14 protein-coding genes and 1 other RNA gene are annotated in these 17,801 nt (G+C 42.5%); 5 read left to right on the top strand and 10 right to left on the bottom strand.

Translation table 11 applies throughout. The features are described from left to right. Positions 1–26: 26 nt before the first annotated feature. The 4 genes from JMW85_RS07890 to JMW85_RS07875 form a co-directional block, all read right to left on the bottom strand. Positions 27–920, bottom strand: a complete 894-nt coding sequence (locus tag JMW85_RS07890) for a 16S rRNA (uracil(1498)-N(3))-methyltransferase (protein WP_201581382.1) — start codon at positions 918–920, stop codon at positions 27–29. Between the two features lie 178 nt (positions 921–1,098). Next, on the bottom strand, positions 1,099–1,944 hold the full coding sequence (locus JMW85_RS07885; RefSeq protein WP_201581381.1) for a methylenetetrahydrofolate reductase: 846 nt from the start codon (positions 1,942–1,944) through the stop codon (positions 1,099–1,101). A 13-nt stretch (positions 1,945–1,957) separates the two neighbouring features. Then, positions 1,958–3,382: an adenosylhomocysteinase gene (gene ahcY, locus JMW85_RS07880; protein WP_201581380.1), complete on the bottom strand. Its 1,425-nt coding sequence runs from the start codon at positions 3,380–3,382 to the stop codon at positions 1,958–1,960. 352 nt (positions 3,383–3,734) lie between these two features. Next, entirely contained in the window at positions 3,735–5,639 is a 1,905-nt protein-coding gene (locus tag JMW85_RS07875) for a TonB-dependent receptor domain-containing protein (protein WP_201581379.1), read from the bottom strand. Between the two features lie 447 nt (positions 5,640–6,086). Here JMW85_RS07875 and JMW85_RS07870 point away from each other — a divergent pair, with 447 nt between their 5' ends. Next, positions 6,087–8,051, top strand: a complete 1,965-nt coding sequence (locus JMW85_RS07870) for a mechanosensitive ion channel domain-containing protein (protein WP_201581794.1) — start codon at positions 6,087–6,089, stop codon at positions 8,049–8,051. 169 nt (positions 8,052–8,220) lie between these two features. On the opposite strand, the gene JMW85_RS07865 is transcribed toward JMW85_RS07870, so the two are convergent. From JMW85_RS07865 to JMW85_RS07845, 5 genes are all read right to left on the bottom strand, one after another. Beyond that, positions 8,221–8,853 (bottom strand): DNA-3-methyladenine glycosylase family protein, encoded by a 633-nt coding sequence (locus JMW85_RS07865; protein ID WP_201581378.1) that lies wholly within the window; start codon positions 8,851–8,853, stop codon positions 8,221–8,223. 158 nt (positions 8,854–9,011) lie between these two features. Next, positions 9,012–9,743 (bottom strand): Smr/MutS family protein, encoded by a 732-nt coding sequence (locus tag JMW85_RS07860; protein WP_055124887.1) that lies wholly within the window; start codon positions 9,741–9,743, stop codon positions 9,012–9,014. A 68-nt stretch (positions 9,744–9,811) separates the two neighbouring features. Then, positions 9,812–10,690 carry an indole-3-glycerol phosphate synthase TrpC gene (gene trpC / locus JMW85_RS07855; RefSeq protein WP_201581377.1) on the bottom strand — a complete coding sequence of 293 codons (879 nt, stop codon included), beginning with the start codon at positions 10,688–10,690 and terminating at the stop codon, positions 9,812–9,814. 70 nt (positions 10,691–10,760) lie between these two features. After that, a complete protein-coding gene (trpD, locus tag JMW85_RS07850) occupies positions 10,761–11,882 on the bottom strand; it encodes an anthranilate phosphoribosyltransferase (RefSeq protein ID WP_201581376.1) in 1,122 nt (373 codons plus the stop codon). A gap of 108 nt (positions 11,883–11,990) precedes the next feature. Beyond that, positions 11,991–12,614: an anthranilate synthase component II gene (locus JMW85_RS07845; RefSeq protein ID WP_201581375.1), complete on the bottom strand. Its 624-nt coding sequence runs from the start codon at positions 12,612–12,614 to the stop codon at positions 11,991–11,993. A gap of 705 nt (positions 12,615–13,319) precedes the next feature. Here JMW85_RS07845 and glnA point away from each other — a divergent pair. After that, on the top strand, positions 13,320–14,729 hold the full coding sequence (glnA, locus tag JMW85_RS07840; RefSeq protein WP_055124883.1) for a type I glutamate--ammonia ligase: 1,410 nt from the start codon (positions 13,320–13,322) through the stop codon (positions 14,727–14,729). A gap of 193 nt (positions 14,730–14,922) precedes the next feature. Then, positions 14,923–15,720, top strand: coding sequence for a DUF4124 domain-containing protein (locus JMW85_RS07835; RefSeq protein ID WP_201581374.1), 798 nt, complete (start codon positions 14,923–14,925; stop codon positions 15,718–15,720). 160 nt (positions 15,721–15,880) lie between these two features. Here JMW85_RS07835 and JMW85_RS07830 read toward each other — a convergent pair whose 3' ends face one another. After that, positions 15,881–16,534 (bottom strand): SIMPL domain-containing protein, encoded by a 654-nt coding sequence (locus JMW85_RS07830; RefSeq protein WP_372862538.1) that lies wholly within the window; start codon positions 16,532–16,534, stop codon positions 15,881–15,883. Between the two features lie 328 nt (positions 16,535–16,862). Between JMW85_RS07830 and ffs the strand changes: the two genes are divergently transcribed. Both ffs and JMW85_RS07820 read left to right on the top strand, forming a co-directional pair. Further along, positions 16,863–16,959: signal recognition particle sRNA small type (gene ffs / locus JMW85_RS07825), an RNA gene on the top strand. Positions 16,960–17,155: 196 nt separating this feature from the next. Continuing rightward, complete coding sequence (locus JMW85_RS07820) at positions 17,156–17,752, top strand: LemA family protein (RefSeq protein ID WP_083475715.1); 597 nt, start codon at positions 17,156–17,158, stop codon at positions 17,750–17,752. Positions 17,753–17,801 lie beyond the last annotated feature (49 nt).

The following is a 17,801-nucleotide window of genomic DNA, read 5'->3' as shown; positions in this document are numbered from 1 at the left end:
AGCAGTTAGGATTACGCATATGGTATTTACTCATAATAGCTCAAAGCATGCAGAGTCGCCAACGCCACCACGGGTGCGGTCTCGGTGCGTAAGACTCTTGAGCCAATTTGCCAAGGTTCAAAACCAGCTTTGGCTGCTTGCTGGCATTCATCAACGCTCAGACCACCTTCAGGGCCTATTAGCAGCTCAATATAAGGAGACTGTTGCGTTAAGACTGTTGGTAGAGACTTAGGCATTGCTGGTTGTCCTGCAGCTGGTACGCTCAGTTGCAGACGCAAATCTGCTGGTTGTTGTAATATTTGGTAATAAGGGTCTTGGCTAAGGGTGGTAACAATAGTACTGGTAGTAGGAGGGCGCACGTCCATTTGTGAATCGGAAGAGTGGGTCGCTGACTTTTGTAACCAGTCATTTATGGACACAGGCGCAATAATAAGCGGTGGACGGTTAAGACCGCATTGTTCACACGCGGCAATGGCAACTTGCTGCCAATGTGCCAGTTTTTTTTCTACTTGGGCAGGCTTTAGATTGACCTCGCCATGATGGCTACTTAGCAATTGAATAGCAGTGACACCAAGCTCGGTGGATTTTTGAATCGCATAGTCCATGCGTTCACCGCGGCTCATCACTAAACCGATTTTAGTGAAGACAGCGGCACTTCGGTCAGTATCTACATGTGCTAATAATGTCACAGTGGCGTGTTTTTTACTGATGACCTGTAGCTGCACTTGATACTCGCCGCCAAAGCCATCAAATAATATGCCTTGATCGCCAATATTGGCACGCAATACACGGCACCAATGATGGACGATACTCTCTGTTAATTCGGCACTATCTCCAATAGCCAAGGTGCTAAGTTGAGGATGGAGTGAGCTTCTTTCATCACTGATGTCATTGCTGGTGTCATAAAAAAAACGTCGCACAGTTGCTTAGTCCTATTGTTTGAATAATATTTTCAAATATCTTAGCAGAATATCGTTTGAGAGGGTAAAGGGATTATCTTTAGTAGAATTTGCATTAGTGCAATTCTTATACCAAAAAGACTGGCGCTCCTATGAGCGCCAGTCTTTAAAAAATATATTCGATAAATATGATGAGCAATTAAGCTAAGCCGAGTGCTTCAATCAAGCGCTTGTTTGGCTCAACCTTATTCATGCTATAAAAATGCATGGCAGGTACGCCCTCAGCAATTAAGCGCTCGCATAAACGATAGACGACATCAAAACCAAATTCACGAATGGCTTTGCGGTCATCGCCAAAGTCAGACAACTGCTTACGTACATAACGCGGAATATCAGCGCCACAGCTATCGGCAAAGCGTACCAAATTACTTGAGTTAGTAATTGGCATGATACCAGCGATTAAAGGCTGAGCAACCGTATCGATACCACGCTTCTCTAAGGTATCACGCAAATATAAGTAACTATCAGCGTTATAGAAAAACTGAGTAATCGATGCATTAGCACCCGCTTGGTATTTATTGACCAAGTTGTCAACATCAAATGCAAAGCTACGCGCTTGTGGATGCATTTCAGGATACGCTGCGACCTCGATATGGAAATGATCGCCTGAATGTTCACGGATAAACTTAACCAAGTCTAACGCAAACGGCAGCTCGCCCATACCGACTTGACCTGACGGTAAATCACCACGCAGGGCGACTAAGCGCTTGATGCCCAAACCTTTATACAGATCGAGCAATTCAGCGATTTCCGCCTTATCATCACCGATACAAGATATATGCGGCGCAATGTCAGTCTCGCCGCGTGCGCATAGTGCTTGGACGATATCTAAAGTGCGATTTCGGGTTGAACCCCCAGCACCGTAAGTCACCGAAAAATACGCAGGTGATAGCTTATTCAACTCATCATAAGTACTGAGTAGTTTTTCATGACCTAGCTCGGTTTTGGCAGGGAAAAACTCAAAGGAGAAAGCAGGCTTAGTCACAGTCTGGCTCCTTTTAGTATTTATAAGCGTCAGGCTTAAATGGACCTTCGACAGGCACACCCAAATACTCTGCTTGTTTTTCAGTTAGCTTCGTTAGAGTACCGTTAAAACCAGCAACCATCGCCGCAGCGACTTCTTCATCGAGCTTCTTAGGCAGTACTTTGACGTATAGGTTGTCAGTACGTTTATCAGCTGGCAAGTCTGCGAATTTCTCGTCAAACAAGTACATTTGAGCCAATACTTGGTTAGCAAATGAGCCGTCCATCACGCGCGATGGGTGACCAGTCGCGTTACCTAGGTTAACCAAGCGACCTTCAGCAAGCAAAATCAAATAATCATTTTCGTCGTCCGAGCGGAAGATTTGATGGACTTGTGGCTTAATTTCAACCCAGCGCCAGTTATCACGCATAAACTGCGTGTCGATCTCAGTATCAAAGTGACCGATGTTACAAACAACTGCACCAGGTTTCAATGCGGCTAGCATATGACGATCACAAACATGGTAGTTACCAGTAGTCGTGACAATCATGTCGGTGTCTTCAAGCAGACGGGTGTTGATATTCTCAGCGCCGCCAGTGTTATCACCATTGATGTATGGTGACAATACTTCAAAACCGTCCATACATGCCTGCATGGCACAGATAGGATCGACTTCTGAGACACGGACAATCATGCCTTCTTGACGTAAGCTTTGCGTAGAGCCTTTACCCACATCGCCATAGCCGATAACTAAAGCGCGACGACCAGCAAGGAACATGTCAGTTGCACGTTTGATAGCATCATTTAAACTATGACGGCAGCCGTATTTGTTGTCGTTTTTAGACTTAGTAACCGCATCGTTAACGTTGATAGCGGGAACTTTAAGTGTGCCTTTATTTAGCATTTCAACTAAGCGATGGACGCCTGTAGTCGTCTCTTCTGAAATACCGTGAATATTATCCAGCAATTCAGCATAATCATTATGAATCAATGCGGTCAAATCACCGCCATCATCCAAGATTAAGTTGGCATCCCAAAGCTGACCTGATGCTTCACCGCCAACGTGGATTTGCTGACGTAAGCACCACTCGTACTCTTCTTCAGTTTCGCCTTTCCAAGCATAAACAGAGATGCCAGCAGCAGCAATAGCCGCAGCAGCATGGTCTTGGGTTGAGAAGATATTACATGAGGTCCAACGTACTTCAGCACCTAGCGCGACTAGTGTCTCGATAAGTACGGCAGTCTGGATGGTCATGTGGATACAGCCAGCGATTTTTGCGCCTTTAAGCGGCTGATCGGCTTCGTAGCGACGACGCAAACCCATTAGGGCAGGCATTTCAGCTTCGGCAAGGGTGATTTCACGGCGACCGTAGTCAGCAAGGCTGATGTCAGCGACTTTATAGTCAGTAAAAGAGGGATCGATCGTATGGGCAGATGGGGTGTTAGACACTGCGTCCATAATATGCTCCTATCAGTGGTTAAGGTATGATAAAAAGAATAAAAACGCAGGTGCCGTTATTTGCGCTGTCAACAATCAATGAGATGATTGTTTAACAGTTACCGAGCCTAACATAATGACTGATTAGCAGGGCTTTAAAGCCTAAATGCACTATCAGATATTATGGCGCAACACCTCTCGGAGGTCGTTATTGTAATTGATGAGTCATGAATTGTCACCTGTTGGATAACATAAATAGCTGACGGTATAGGCACTAAGAAGGCGAGCGGTAATATGTAGCAATAAAAAAGGCCATCGATGGATGACCTTTTTTATTCTCATTTCAGACAGTCCAAATAGTACTAAGAGAAAATTAGTACCAGTTATAAGTTAATGAGGTAAAGAAGTTGGTGCCGTCCGTATTATAGCCCGGTATGGTGGTGTATTTCTCGTTAGTGATATTGTTTAATCGCGCTGTCATAGATAGATTGTTAGTCAATTTATAATTACCACTGATATTGAATAAGCCATAATTATCAACAAATTCTGACTCAGTATTGGCAACACCACTATAATAATCGCCTACGTATTGATACTCAGCGCGGATATCTACGCTTGGTAAGCGATAGCCCAAATACACTAGACCTTTATGTTCGGGACGAATAGATAGGAAGTTGCCATCGTTAGTGCCGCCACTGTTATTTTTTGCTTGCTGATAGTCATAGCTACCACCGAACAAATAATTATCAATTGTCCAATCTGAGGTTAGCGATAACCCTTTGATTTTAGCTTCATCAACATTTTCACTGCTACCCGCCCATTCATTTTCAGGCGTTGGGTTAGCAACATAACCGATTAAGTCATCAACTTTATTATAATAGCCGGTTAATCGAGTCGATTGTAAAGTGGTGTCATATTCGACAAAGGCTTCATAGTTGTCGCTAGTTTCAGGTTTTAAGTTGGGATTGCCTGAGCCAGGATAGTATAAATCATTGAAGGTTGGTGCACGAAAACCCTTAGCATAGTTGATACCAGCGCGTGCATTGGGATTGATATGATAGGCACCGCCTAAGTTATAAGTGGTTTCATTACCATATTGTGAGTCATCATCAAAACGTAAATTGGCTTGCGCATCAAATTGATTATTGGCCAATACGTAACCCAAAAATGCACTGCTCACATCGCGATCATCAACATCATATTCAGTCGTATCAATACTTTGGTTAAGATATTCTATGCCGTATATACCTTGACCAACAGGAAGTAAGTGCTGACCGACTAAGCTGATTTGGTCTTGTTTAGTATCATAAACACTGCTGTAAGTTGGGTTATCAGACTTATCTATAGAATGGCCATATTGCAATTTTACTGAAGAGCCTGGCATATAACGCCAATCGACAAACGCTTGTGCGGCACCATTTTCTTGATCAGAGTAGGTGTTTTCTGCAGCGCCGTTATCAAAGTCAGTGGTAGACTTACTATACAAGGCGCTTGCACCTACAAGTAGCTGCTCGTTGAGACTTTGGGTTAAGGCAAGACTGACATTATCGCTTTCAAAACCATCTTTATCTTTATTGTAACCATAAGAGCCTGGTAACGTCGCATTAAAGCCGTCGGTTTCATTATGGCTTGCCGAGATACTTAGTGTCGTTCCGGCTTTATTCGCAAATTGGCCGCTGGCACCATACAGATATTCGTCATGTGACCCTGCACCAACCGTTACTGAAAAAGTGGTTCTGTCAACGTTCGTGCCTTTCGTAAATACTTGAATCACACCGCCCATGGCATCTGAGCCGTAAAGACTAGAACCTGACGCACCGTATAGAATTTCGATACGGTCAATTTGATCAGCAGGTAACAGGCTAAGGGTCGCGCCACCAGCACTAATTGAGCTATAGCGTATACCATCGATTAAGACTAAGATTTGATTACTACCATACCCACGCATATAAAAGTTTGAAGTAGTACCAGGACCACCATTTGTGTAATAGCTTATTCCAGGCTGGTGTTTGAGGACTTCAAGGGCACTTTGACCCTGATAACGTTGTAGCTCTTCACTGTCAACCACACGAGTTTGCGCAATTACATTGCTGGTTTTAGTGGGGGTACGAGTTGCTGTTACGATGATTTCATCAAGCTCAACTTGTGGTAGCTCGCTATCGTTAATAGTAGCAACGTCAGGTGTCACTGCCATTGCTGTGTTAACCGCAAGTAAACCCAATGCGCTTAAGATACTCAAACGAAGGTAGGTACCTGAAGATGAACGTGATAAAGACATAGTCAATTCCAAAATAATCATATTAAAAAATGCAGCGAAAAAGTAACCATATTGACGTTAATATGGCTAAAAATTACAAAAAACAGTGGGCAAGCAAAACTGCGTTCATTATCTACAAAACAGACCGCTTTATAAACCACTTTAACCTAATGTTTATTCACGGTAAGCTGAGTAGTTTTCATGATAGATTGCGGTTTATTCATTTAATGATTATCACTCTTATTCATAGTAGGCATTGAGAAGGAGTATCGTGAAAGGTGATAAAACATCAGAAGCCATAAGCAAAGGTGAGAGCAGATAACTCACATAGATGACCATAAAAACGTGTAATCAAAAGCACTGCTGTTATAAATAATTGCTATTATAGGGAAGCACTCATTTGTTCTTCGTTGTACCATTCATAATGCTAAGAGGTTTGTTTTGTCTATTAAGTATCGCCTGATTCCTATGATTACCAGTCCCGAGTTGTCTTCACCATACTCAATCATCAAAATGCCACTAATGGCAATTTTATTTTTGCTTGTGATGCTGTTGAGTGCGTTGTTACCAAATAATGCATTTGCTGCTGAAGCTAGCGCACTGGGGATGGGTGGCAGTACCAGTGAGGAGTCGGCGAGTACGCCGATACCAGATTCATTCGGACGTGATACTCCGCGCCATACCGTACAGGGCTTCATCAGTGCGTTAGGTGAAAATGACTATCTGCTGGCGAGTAATTATTTAAACTTATCAAAGTCGGATAATCCAACCACAATCGTTCGTCAATTTAAGCAAGCGCTGGATGCAGGTGGGCGTTTTCAGCCTGATTTGCAGATTAATAATACGCCTGAGGGCAACCTAACTGATCAGCTACCGCCAAGCCAAGAAAACGTCGGTGCGATTAATGTGGGTGAAAAAAGTGTGCCACTGATACTTGAAAGAGTGGTGTCTAAGCAAGGAGAGCAGTATTGGCAGTTTTCTACGGATACGCTTAGCTCAGTACCAGAAGTCATAGAAAATACCGAACCAACGTTAGTGTCTCGCTATACTTTTGATTCATTAGAAGGCAAAAAGCTGTTTGGTTATCAAGTGGCGGATTTAGCCGCAGCGTTAATGATGACTGTCGGCAGCTTTGTGTTTACTTATATCATGGTATGGCTGCTGTACCATCTATTACGCATCGTCTATCCTCGTGTGCGCGGCGTACCATTGCCATTACCTGATAAGGTCGTATTGCCGCTGGCAGTAGTCATTATGGCGCTGATACTGTCAGAAGTGATGGTGTATGCAGGCGTGTCGGTGACGTTACGTGAACCGATCAATCGTTTTACCGAGATTGCATCTTGGCTTGCATTGACTTGGTTGCTGTTACGAGTCATCGATGCCATATTCACTCGTGCGGTAAACTTAAGTTATAAGAAAAATTATACTGAACGTGTCTCTATCTTGGGGCTGCTACGCAAAGTGGTCAAAGCGTTGCTGCTGATCTTTGCCGTAATTGTTATCTTCGGTAATCTGGGTTTTGATTTGACCACGGGTATTGCTGCCTTGGGTGTGGGTGGTTTGGCATTAGCACTGGGTGCTCAAAAAACCATCGAAAACCTTGTTGGTAGTGTCGTGGTCGTGGCGGATTCGCCCGTACGTATTGGTGATTATTGTAAGTTTGGCACTTATGAAGGCACAGTCATTGATATTGGTATTCGCTCATCACGTGTGCGCACCTTGACGCGCACTGTTGTGACTGTACCAAACGGTGATTTTTCATCGATGCAGATTGAAAACTTTACATCCCGCGATATGTTTCGCTTCTTCCATCAGTTATATATTAAACGCACTGCTGATATTGATGTGGTCTTTAAGATGGTCAAGGACTTGGATGAGTTTATAGATGAGCATTATTTGACCAACCAAGAATGGAATCAGGTCAATATTTTAGAGCTACGTCAAGACTGCTACATCATTCAATTACAGGCGTATGTTAATGCTAATGGCGTGACTGAGTTCTATGACAAACAGAACGTTTTGTTTGTTGATTTATTGAACCAAGTGGCGAAATATGATGTCGAGCATGCTTTGCCAACGCAGCAGCTTATTGTCAATCAAACTGAGCTTGAGCATCACATAGAAAACGAAATTGAAGATAAGAATAAGGAAGGTAACGTCGCCGAAACGACAAAAGACATGTCAAACGATGACCATGCTGATGATGCTAGCGACAATAAGGATAACAGCAACGATGATAAGCATGCCGTGGACTTGAGTAAAGATAATGTCAAGGCAGATGAAAAGAGCAGCCAGCAAACGACTAAATCCGTAGAGAGTAAAAAAGACAATGCGTTAAAGGCATTGAGAAATAAAAGCCGTATGATAAAGAAGATCAAGTTCAAGTACGCAAAAAGAAAATCTGGCTTTTCTATATGGAATCAGCCATAAAATTATGGATTGAAAGCTGTATAAGATCAGCACTTGAGGTAAGTATCAAGCGTTCATCTTATACCATCCACAAAAATTAGAGCAGCAAAGAAAACGAGTGCTAGACTAAGCTTAAGCTAAGCTAAGCTAAGCGAGTTTGACATAGTGAATCGTACTTTGGTGTTTGGTATTATAAAGGGACAGCGGTTTGATTACGTAATAAGCCGTAGTATGACCATAGTAACAGACTGGCAGCGCTGCGATGTGGTGACCAATCTTGTGTTAGATTCTTTAACTGTTTCGGCGTTGGGCGTTCCGTTAAGCCTAATAACGCCATCGCCGCTACTTTAATCGCTAGATCATCGATCGCAAGTACGTCTGCACGTTTCAGAGAGAATAATAAATACATCTCAGCCGTCCAGCGACCAATACCAGTAACGGCTGTCAGCACTTCTATTGCTTCTTCATCAGGCAAAATTTCTAACGCAGCAAAGTCTATATCATGATCGACTAATGAGCGAATATAACGGGTTTTTTGTTTAGATAACCCTTGCGCTCTTAAGTCCTCATCTGTTGCTTTAATTATTGCCTGTGAGTTAGTTAAGTCTGCATCAAGCAATCGTTGCCAAATACTGGCTGCTGCTGCCACAGACAGCTGTTGACCAACCATTGCTCGCATCAACTGCTCAAACCCGCCGATATTATGCCGTAGACTGGGAATACCAACTTGTTCATAGATAGACAAAAATCTTGGCTCGATAACAATCAAAGCCATGATATGTTCATCTAGTTGCTGTGTGTTTTCAATGATCTGTATGCTCATAAATGTCTGATCCTAACTTATGCAAATAACGTTATCGCTAGATGTTAAATGTAGGGGCTATAGTAGATAAAGATTAAATAATGATTTTATGAGCATAACAAAAAGGACTGCCAATAAGCAGTCCTTTTGATTATTCATACTAACTCTAACACTAAAAACTATTCACCATCAGCTTTAGATTTTTTGAGCAGTACCAATACTGCACCGTTACCACCATCTTTTGGCGGTGCAGAACAAAATGCCAATACTTCTGGTAGTTGACGTAGCCAACCATTGACGCAGGTTTTTAAAATGGCTTCACTGCCTTTACCATGGACGATTTTTACCATGGTCTCGTTTTTCTGTTTTGCTTGGCTTAGGAGTTGAGTCATTGCCACGCGCGCCTCTTCGATGGTACAACCATGAATATCTACGGCGTCATACCAACGTAGTTTGCCTTTTTTAAGCTGATCAAAGATTTTATTCTGCAAAGTCGGCTGTTTGTAAGATAAATAGGCTTCAGCAGCGACAGGGTTGAGTAGTGCTTGCATATCTGACAAGCCAGCTCCCAAATCACTCGCTTCACTACCTTGCGCGGCAGCACGTTTAGACAAGGTAGTCGCATCAGGTTTGCCCGCTTTGCTAGCATTGGCAGGTGAGCGCACGTTTTTGTCTTCAAGCTGATTGACACCATGCATTGCTTGCATAAACAGCACTTTGTCATCGTCAATATGCTCGCTAGCCATTTGCTTGACAGTCTTGTTTACTTGCTTTTGCGTGGGCAATGATACAGGCTCAGTAGGCTTTTGATTTTCATCTTCAGGCGAATTGGTATCACGACCTTTGCTAAGTTGGCCTTTTAGCTCTTTGAGCTGGTCTTGCATTTCTTTTGAAAATAGAGAGTTTGACATAGAATTTAACGTATCGTTGGTTGATGAATGATGGACTGATTTAAACTGTTTAGTGGACTTAAGCCACTTTACCCGTCTGCTGCGACGCCCGCAAGTAAGGATTGTAACGCTTGTCCAGGATGATCAGTCTTCATGAACTGTTCACCGATTAAAAAGTGCTGAATATTGTGCTTCAACATCAAATGAATATCAGCGCTATTATGAATGCCACTTTCGGTGACGATAAGCGGTTTAAGCGTGCTGTCCATATCAGCCGCCAGTGCGTCGATTAAAATATTTTTTAGATCTAGCGTGGTTTGTAAGTCGACATCGAAAGTATTCAAATCACGATTATTAATACCGTAAATATTATGCGCTGAGCGCGGTAGCTGTAGCGCACGTTCAAGTTCAGCTTTAGTATGGACTTCTATCAATACATCCATACCCAATTCGATACTTAGCGCATGCAGCTCTTGTACTTGGATGTCGTCAAGGCAGGCCATAATGAGTAAAATACAGTCAGCGCCCATCAGATAAGATTGATAGATCTGGTACACATCTATCATAAAATCTTTACGCAGTATCGGTAGGCTTACCGCATTAGCTGCTTGAATAAGATAGCTATCATCACCTTGGAAATAATCGCGATCAGTCAATACAGACAGACAGCTGGCGCCGGCTTGCTCGTATTGCTTGGCAAATAGGGCAGGCGCGAAGTTGTGATTGATAACGCCCTTAGAAGGAGAGGCTTTTTTAATCTCAGCGATGATACCAATACCATGCTCTTTAGTGCTAGCCGCTCGCAGCGCCGCCGCAAAGCCACGACGTGGTTTGTTATCCGCCGCTACTTGTGCTTGTAAATCTTCAAGAGATAATACCTCGCGTGCGGCATTTACTTCTTCCACTTTAGTGGCGACAATGCGTTGCAGTACGGAAGGAATATCTGTCTTAATTTCTGTATGAGTCATGCGGGTATCCGAATATCGTTGAATGTAAATAGACAAAATAGCTAGAGTGCACAGTAATGGTGCTTAGCCGTTAAGCAGGAGTCACCAGTTGCTGCGTGTATTTGGCGAGAGACTCGAGCTTGAGTAGGGCATCACCGTTCTGAATGACTTTTTGTGCCCGACTCACACCATTAGCATAGTTGCTGGCAAGCCCTGCGGTATATATAGCCGCGCCTGCATTTAGTGCAATCATATCACGTGCTTTAAGGACGGCACGGTCTTGAGAGTTTTCTCCTGATAGAGCCGCGCGAATCAGCTCAAGACTTTGCGCTGGAGAATCTACATCGAGACCGATAAGGGTTTGTGACTCAATACCTGCATCTTCTGGCATCATCTCATAAACAGATATCGCACCGTCTTTTAATTCAGCGACAGTGGTTGAGGTAGCGAGACTGATTTCATCCAAACCGTCTTTTGCGCCCACAACCATGACATGACGTGCGCCTAAGTTTTTCATGACTTTAGCGATAGGCTCGCACAGCTGAGCGGTAAAGACACCGATTACCAGATTGGGTGTGCCAGCAGGGTTGGTTAATGGTCCTAAAATATTAAAGATGGTACGCGCTTTGAGCTCGCGGCGTACTGGATTGGCATAACGCATCGCACTGTGATGATTGGGCGCAAACAAAAAGCCGATACCTTGGTTTTCGATACACGCTTTAGATTGCTCAGGGGTAAGCGCCAGACTGATACCTGCTTGCTCAAGCAAATCTGAGCTACCAGAGTTGGTAGAGACGCCGCGGTTACCATGTTTTGCCACTTGCGCACCAGCAGCGGCAGCAACCAATGCTGACGCAGTAGAAACGTTGAATAAATTGGCACCATCACCGCCAGTTCCGACGATATCGACTAAGTAATTACAGTCATTTGGTTCGATATTGGCTGCTAACGCACGCATTGCACTGGCAGAGGCAGTAATCTCATCGATGGACTCACCTTTCATACGCAGACCAGTCAAAATAGCCCCCATCATGGCGTCGCTACATCTGCCTTGCATGATAATCAGCATCACCTGATACATCTCATCAAAGGTTAAATCAATGTGCTGAAAAATTCGCCCCAAAGCCGTCGTCAGTAGCGTATGTGTGTCTTCATCAGACAGTTGAGCAATATTAGTTGGGGTAGGACTTTTATTTATTTTTGTCGTACTCATTATGATCTCTCTTAATATTTTTATACGTTAATTTTAAATTATCAATAGAATAGGTTTTATTTTAATTTTGTTATTAACGGCTTTTTTAGAACATGCTTTAATAAACTGTTAGCCGACTTGTGGTAGTTCATCTGAGGTTAGTACTGACAAATGATGCGTTTGCAAAAAATTGTTGAGCAGCTGATAACCTGCTTCGCTTAAGATAGACTCAGGATGGAATTGTACCCCTTCTATCGCAAACGTTTTATGATGGATACCCATGATTTCTTCAATACTGCCATCACTGTTTTGTGTCCATGCGGTCAGCTCAAGACAATCGGGCAGGCTGGTTTTATCAATGACAAGCGAATGATAGCGCGTGACTTGTACGGGATTAGGCAAGCCTACAAAGACACCTTGGTCAGTATGATAAACGGCGGATAAGCGGCCATGCATGACTTCGCCAGCCTTGACCACTTGTCCACCAAATGCTTGTCCAATTGCCTGATGTCCTAGGCAAATACCTAGTATCGGTATCACGCCCTGAAAAGTCTTGATAGCTTCTAGAGAGATACCAGCCTGATCAGGATCGCAGGGACCGGGGCCAATGACGATCGCATCTGGCGCAAGGGTTCTAATATTTTCAATAGTGGTTTGATCGTTACGCCAGACGGTGATGTCCTGCTGTAATTCACCGAAGTACTGTACAATATTGTACGTAAAGCTGTCGTAATTATCGATCATCAGAATCATTAGCGTTCTACTTATTGGGTTCTACTTATGAAGATGGTTATATAACGCCGTTATCTTACCACTATTTTGTAGACTATCAAATGTAGGGTGCAGGCGACCCAAATAAGCGGTGAATAACAATACATTTTGCTTATTGGATGACATTCGTTAACATCTCAAACGCACTAAAAAAGTACATAATTTTTATTTATACATTCAATATGCACTAATTTAGTGCGTAAATGCGTTATTAATGATCCTGGATAAACAATTTGCATGACACCACTGACGATAAATCTACGGCTGCAATATTGTCAAAGGTATTATAAGTTACTGTAATTATTATTAATAACTATCCTTATGTCTTCGATATTTTTTTTATTATAAAAAACTGGCATAGCCTTTGCATTATTACTGTTATGATTATCTTTGGTGATAAAGTGGTTCAATAATTATTATTAACGAGTGCCTGAAGAGTTCAGCATAATGAGTGATATGTTGTTAGAATAATATCGAACCAAAACACTGGCGGGTCTTATTAAGCGCATAACTCAGGTGACTATCTTGACTAATAATATTGACAGTGCTGAGAATAAGCATAATATTAAACAGGATATTTAGCTCTAAACGCAGCGCTGACTGTTATCAAACCAGAGATTTTTAACCAACAGATTGTACCTATAATTTTAAATCGCAATAACCTAATCAACACAACGGAGACTATTTATGTCGAACAAACTACTAGATCTTATCCAATCCTCTAATGCTAAATGGGTTGATTTTCGCTTCACTGATACACGTGGTAAAGAGCAACATATCAGCTTTCCAGCGCATAGCGTTGACGAAGAAGTGATGGAAGATGGCAAGATGTTTGATGGCTCATCTATCGCTGGTTGGAAAGGTATCGAAGCGTCAGATATGATCTTGCGTCCTGATCCAGAGACGGCTTTTCTTGACCCGTTCTTTGATTCACTTACCGTAGTTGTTACTTGCGATATCATCGAGCCATCAACGCTACAAGGTTATGATCGTGACCCACGTTCTATTGCGCGCCGCGCCGAAGAGTACTTGAAGTCAACAGGCATTGGCGATACTGCTTATTTTGGTCCTGAGCCTGAGTTTTTTATATTTGATGATGTGAAATGGTCAATTGATATGTCTGGCGTTAGCCACAAGATCACAGCCGAAGAAGCGGCATGGTCGACTAACAATGACTATGAGTGGGGCAACATGGGACATCGTCCACGTGTTAAAGGCGCTTACTTCCCAGTACCACCAATCGATAGCTCGCAAGACATGCGCTCTGTTATGTGTGAGCGTTTAGAAGAAATCATCGGCGAAGGCTGTGTCGAAGTTCATCACCATGAAGTTGCGCCTTGCCAGTCAGAAATTGGTGTCGCTTTCAATACGCTAGTCAAAAAAGCCGATGAAGTACAGCAGTTAAAGTATGTTGTGCATAATGTTGCGCATCAGTTTGGCAAAACGGCTACCTTTATGCCAAAACCAATCGTTGGTGACAATGGTTCAGGCATGCATGTGCATATGTCAATCTCCAAAGATGGTGTCAATACTTTCTCAGGTGATGAGTATGCGGGTCTTTCTGAATCTGCACTGTATTTTATCGGTGGTATTATCAAGCATGCGCGTGCGTTGAATGCGATTACCAACCCATCGACTAATAGCTATAAGCGCCTAGTGCCGCATTATGAAGCGCCTATCAAACTTGCGTACTCAGCGTCTAACCGCTCAGCGTCTATCCGTATTCCACATGTTAGCAGCCCAAAAGCGGTACGTGTTGAAGCACGTTTCCCTGATCCAGCAGCCAACCCATACTTAACATTTGCAGCGTTACTAATGGCAGGTCTTGATGGTATTCAAAATAAAATACATCCAGGTGAAGCGGCTGACAAAAACTTGTATGACTTACCACCAGAAGAAGAAGCGCTCATCCCAACCGTTGCGGAGAGCTTAGAAGTTGCATTACAAGCCCTGCGTGATGATCATGAGTTCTTGTTAAAAGGTGATGTATTCACTGAAGACATGCTAGAGGCGTTCATCGCTTTGAAAGAAGAAGAAGTGCAACGTGTCAATGTAACCGTGCATCCCGTTGAGTTTGACTTATACTACAGTTGCTAATTTATAGCTAATACGCTCATAGCAAGCTCAATTCATAAAACCAGTTAAGGCAATCTTAGCTGGTTTTTTTACGTCTCAATAATAATTTACTAAATCAACAGATATGTCCTCTTTGAAATTATTACTGATTTAACGCCCAAAGTATCGCATAATAGATATTCATAATATTAAGTACTCATTAGGTTGACTGACTATGACTTCATTATCAAAACCAGTTTTTTCAAACAGTAAGTTAGGGTTGGCACTGATTGCTGCTACGATGATTAGTATGGCAACTCTCTACGCCCCTTTGGCAAATGCTGCGCCTATTTATAAAGTTATTGACGAAAAAACTGGTCAAGTCACCTTTACCGATCGCCCGCAAAATTATGAGCAGCAGGCAGGTAAACAAATCAGCCAGACGGGTGTCATGACGAAAGAAAGTCGCGTCAGCTCAAGTAACAGTGATAACACGAGTAGTCAACCTCATTCTAGTAATGTTAATACTACTACGCAAAATACGGCTGCTAAAAATAGCCCTGACGCCAAACCAGTCGTCAATTATCAGCTTGCTATTACTGAACCAAGCGCAGAACGTGCATATCGTCGCCCAGCCCAAAGCATTGATGTTAATGTGCAAGTGAAGCCGAACTTACAAACAGGTGATAGTGTTAGTATTTATTTGGATGGTAATGAAGTCGCGCAAGGTCTTAGCGCCTCGATTGCAACGGTAGATGTTTTACCAGGATCGCACAACATAAAAGCCGTGTTAAAAAATGAGAAAGGTCAAACACTCAAACAAGTAGAGCGTACGGTTTATGTGATTCAAAACAATACAACATTGCAAAATAATAAGAAAATCGCGCAACAGCTTTTAGCTTATCAAAATCTACCTTGGTATCAAAAAGTACTGTTAAAAATGCGTCAAGAGGGCAAACAACCGAATATGCAATCATTTACTAAGCCTATAGTGGATAAACCTATGACGCTTGAGCAACCCGTGATAAATTAACTTATAGTCAATGTGTCAATCATGGATAAGTATAAGAACCCATACAAAATAGAGTAACTTTATAAGTTGATTTCTTCTATATAAGCATAAAGGCAAGCGCTGATTGCAGCACTTGCCTTTATGTTTATCAGGATATTTATCAATTCTATGTATTTATAGCTTATTTAGTCAATTCAATCGTACCGTTAGCAGTCACTGAGATAGTGCTATTGCCAGATTCAAAACTTTGGCTAGGTACTGATTCGTCTGCTGCGCCTGCTTTCATACTCATAGCACTATACATCGGACGTGGGTAGTTGCTACCTGTATTTAAATTCACATTGACCACACGATAGCCACGAGCATCCCAAGCGCGTGTTAGGTTTTTAGCTTGTTGCTGAAAGGCACGAGACGCATTGGTCATCAGCTTTTGCTCAAGCGCATCCTTCTTAGTATCTGAGACACCAAAGTTCAGATTGTCCATCACCAGCGTTTCTTGTAGGTCAGCGATGAGTTGGCTGGTTGCTGCAAAGTCGGTGCTCTTTAAATCGATGTTTGCTTGTCCTGTCCAGCCAATGATTTTGTCATTTTTATCATAGCGAGGGTAGGTGCGCTGTTGTCCGGTGCTCACGGTAACCGTTGGATAGCGCTTAGCAATTTTCATGGCATTATTAATTGAGGTGTTGAGCGTTGTCGCTAGAGTTTTAGAATCCGTTGCCTGCGCTTTTTTATATAAGCTGGCCCGTACTTCATCATTTTGGATTTCTTCTTTTACTTCTGTCTGAAAAGTAAGCTGATCGTAGCCTGTTGGTTCTGCATGCGCGCTACCCATCATGGCTGTGAGTAGAAATGCAGTACCAGTCGTTAGAGCGGCTTTATTAAGTAAAGTGGTTTTCACAATGATCTCCTGAGTGAGTTATATCAATAGTATTTAGGTGAGCCATACAATAAGTAAGACTCGCCTTTATATGAGAAGCTGTCCATTTTAGTTATTAGTTGATACCGAGTATGCTCAGCTTCCTCAACTAAAATAGCAAAATTTAACAGGCTTGCTGTGAGAATTTTGTCACCTAAGTTACAGGGCGTTTTGAGGTAAAAGAAAGAGTTTTACGATAGGGGTTGTAATATTTAAAAATTCTTGTATAATTTGCAACTGGTGGCTCCATTGGTAGCCTCGCAACATTGTTCTATGAACCCCGCCAGGACCGGAAGGTAGCAACGGTAATAGTCACAGTGTGTGCCGAGGATTTGCTTTTGGAGTCGCTTTTTTTTGCCTAAAATTTGATACCTGTTTTGATATTTAATCAAAAATGCTCGTTTGATCTATTAAGCCCTTCATTGTAAAGGGCTTTTTTTCGACCTTTTTTTGTCCGATTTTGACCTTTGATTGATTAAGATGGGTTAAAATACAATGTATTAACTTTTATTAACATTCTGGACACTTTAGGGTTTTCTTATGAAGATGTTTGTTTGGTTGTTCATTGCCTTTGTGCTACTAGTGATTGTGTTTGGCGTATCTATATTTAATAAATTGGTACGCGCTCGCAATCAAGCGAAAAATGGTTTTGCTCAAATAGATGTACAACTGAAGCGCCGTCATGATTTGATTCCAAATTTGGTTGAAACTGCTAAACGCTATCTGACGCATGAAGAAGAGACGCTGACCCGTGTGATTAGTGCACGTAATCATGCCCAGAGCTTGCAAGACTCCAATACACATCAGCCAGACTCGCTTGAGCATATGGCGCTATTTGCCAAAGCTGAGAGTATGCTGTCTAAAGCGTTAGGGCAGTTTTCAGCGGTTGTGGAAGCTTACCCTGAGCTAAAGGCGGACAGCATGATTAAAGAGTTGATGGATGAGCTGACCAATACTGAGAACCGCATTGGCTTCGCCCGTCAGCACTATAATGACAGCGTGATGTTCTACAACAATGACCGCGAGGTATTTCCCAACAATCTTATTAGTACGACTTTTGGCTTTCGCCCGTTAAGCCCGCTAGTTTTTGAAGACAGAAAGGTGATCGCTCAAGCACCTGTCGTCAATATGGGCTGATATTGAATTATATTCATATGTTCAGATGCGTTTAGCTATTTTTAAGTCA

The organism is Psychrobacter glacincola (genome assembly GCF_904846075.1).
Classification (GTDB): domain Bacteria; phylum Pseudomonadota; class Gammaproteobacteria; order Pseudomonadales; family Moraxellaceae; genus Psychrobacter; species Psychrobacter glacincola_C.
Note: the sequence above shows the minus strand (reverse complement) of the source record. Positions and strands in the feature narration are given on the sequence as shown.

What these genes read in the sequence shown, in the direction of transcription:
- JMW85_RS07820 (WP_083475715.1), top strand. Translation starts at nt 17,156, where the DNA reads ATGAAGATGTTTGTTTGGTTGTTCATTGCCTTTGTGCTACTAGTGATT.
- JMW85_RS07845 (WP_201581375.1), bottom strand. Translation starts at nt 12,614, where the DNA reads ATGATTCTGATGATCGATAATTACGACAGCTTTACGTACAATATTGTA.
- trpC (WP_201581377.1), bottom strand. Translation starts at nt 10,690, where the DNA reads ATGACTCATACAGAAATTAAGACAGATATTCCTTCCGTACTGCAACGC.
- JMW85_RS07875 (WP_201581379.1), bottom strand. Translation starts at nt 5,639, where the DNA reads ATGTCTTTATCACGTTCATCTTCAGGTACCTACCTTCGTTTGAGTATC.
- JMW85_RS07860 (WP_055124887.1), bottom strand. Translation starts at nt 9,743, where the DNA reads ATGTCAAACTCTCTATTTTCAAAAGAAATGCAAGACCAGCTCAAAGAG.
- JMW85_RS07870 (WP_201581794.1), top strand. Translation starts at nt 6,087, where the DNA reads ATGATTACCAGTCCCGAGTTGTCTTCACCATACTCAATCATCAAAATG.
- glnA (WP_055124883.1), top strand. Translation starts at nt 13,320, where the DNA reads ATGTCGAACAAACTACTAGATCTTATCCAATCCTCTAATGCTAAATGG.
- ahcY (WP_201581380.1), bottom strand. Translation starts at nt 3,382, where the DNA reads ATGGACGCAGTGTCTAACACCCCATCTGCCCATACGATCGATCCCTCT.
- JMW85_RS07865 (WP_201581378.1), bottom strand. Translation starts at nt 8,853, where the DNA reads ATGAGCATACAGATCATTGAAAACACACAGCAACTAGATGAACATATC.
- JMW85_RS07835 (WP_201581374.1), top strand. Translation starts at nt 14,923, where the DNA reads ATGACTTCATTATCAAAACCAGTTTTTTCAAACAGTAAGTTAGGGTTG.
- trpD (WP_201581376.1), bottom strand. Translation starts at nt 11,882, where the DNA reads ATGAGTACGACAAAAATAAATAAAAGTCCTACCCCAACTAATATTGCT.
- JMW85_RS07830 (WP_372862538.1), bottom strand. Translation starts at nt 16,534, where the DNA reads ATGATGGGTAGCGCGCATGCAGAACCAACAGGCTACGATCAGCTTACT.